At 65.2% G+C, this 1,398-nt stretch carries 2 protein-coding genes; both read left to right on the forward strand.

Annotated features, from left to right (window positions below):
- The coding region (locus ABZY20_RS37150; RefSeq protein ID WP_356447941.1) for a hypothetical protein at positions 1–804 on the forward strand (804 nt) is incomplete at its 5' end.
- Between the two features lie 116 nt (positions 805–920).
- Positions 921–1,398 (forward strand): winged helix-turn-helix domain-containing protein (locus tag ABZY20_RS37155; protein ID WP_356447943.1); only part of this gene is annotated, 478 nt, incomplete at its 3' end.

A 1,398-nucleotide genomic window follows, 5' to 3' on the forward strand; every position in this document is an offset into this window, starting at 1 on the left:
GCGGAAGAAAAGATGGAAAGCGACCGGGCGGTGCTGACCGCGCTCACCCGCCGGACCCGTACCCCGGGGCTGAACGATGCCAACGCCCAGTACGACAACCAGCAGTTCCTGGTCGAGCTGGCCGACTCGAATCTGCAGAAAGTGCGTGGCTGGACGGTGGCGCAGACAGCGACCGATTGGCTGACCCGGGTTCAGAGCGGGGATGGGGCGGAACAGGCGACGGTGAGTTTCGTCACCGGCCAGAACGCCTACGATTTCGGCCAGACCTGGGCGGGCGGCGAAAGCGCGATCGACCAGTGGTTCTGGGCGGTCGATGTGAACAGTCAGTGGCAGCGGATCGACCAGTTAGAATCGAGCGAGGAAATCGACGTTTCGATCAGCTTCGATGCCTTCGACCTGATCCAGATCCAGCCCACCGGCTGGTACAACGGCAGCCTCGTCAATGCCCTGTCCAAGGGGCCGTTCGTTCCCGGCTACAGCCCCGATGGCAGCGGCAACACCAAGGCGGTGTTCGGCCAGGACGGGTTCTTCAATCTGCTCAAGACCGGCATGTACGTGGCGCACAAGCCCAGCTTCATGATCCGGACCAATCGGGAGGTCTTCCGTTCGTTCCAGCAGACCTTCCGCAGTGCGACGCGCTTGCGCATCGGGCCCTTCGTGTTCGCGGCGGGCGAGGGCGGCAGCGAGCAGGCCGGCTGGAATGCGGACCAGAACGGGTCGATGTTCACCGGCGCGAGTACCTCCGAATCGCCGATGATCGTCGGCGTTCAAATCATGAAGCTTCCGGGCAGCCGCGGCGGTTGATCCGGTAACGGGTGCGCTGCGCAGGAAGGGGCGCCCCGGACGATGGGGCGCCTCGATCCCGGCTTGCCCGGCTTGGAACCTGCGTGTCGTGCGCAAAGTCCAGCCTCGTCATTGTGATGTTTATCGCACAAGGCGTCGGTCGATTTGTCGTGCATGCGTACGCTCTTGTCGGCCGGCAATGTTTACCGGATCCGGCTCGACTAGCATCCGCCGTCGGTTCGATCCGATTCCGCCGCGCCAGTCCCTGCGTCGCCGCGGCCTTACGCCGCCGCGCGCCTCAGCGAGGTAGCACTACGGTCCTGTCCGCGTCAGCGCTGGAGTATTTCCGGATCGGCGACTGGATCGTCTATCCGCGCGAGAACGTGCTCGCGCGCGCCGGCGAGCGGGTCGCGATCGAGCCGCGGGCGATGGAAACTCTAGAGTTTCTCGCCTACCACGCCGGCGCGGTGGTGTCGGCGGACCGGCTGCTGGCCGAGTGCTGGCCGAACATCGAGATCGGCGACAACCCGGTGCACAAGGCGATCGCACAGCTGCGCAAGGCGATGGGCGACCAGGCCTCGTCGCCGCGCTACATCGAAACCATCCGCAAGCGCG

This window comes from Streptomyces sp. NPDC006624 (assembly GCF_040611555.1).
GTDB lineage: Bacteria > Actinomycetota > Actinomycetes > Streptomycetales > Streptomycetaceae > Streptomyces.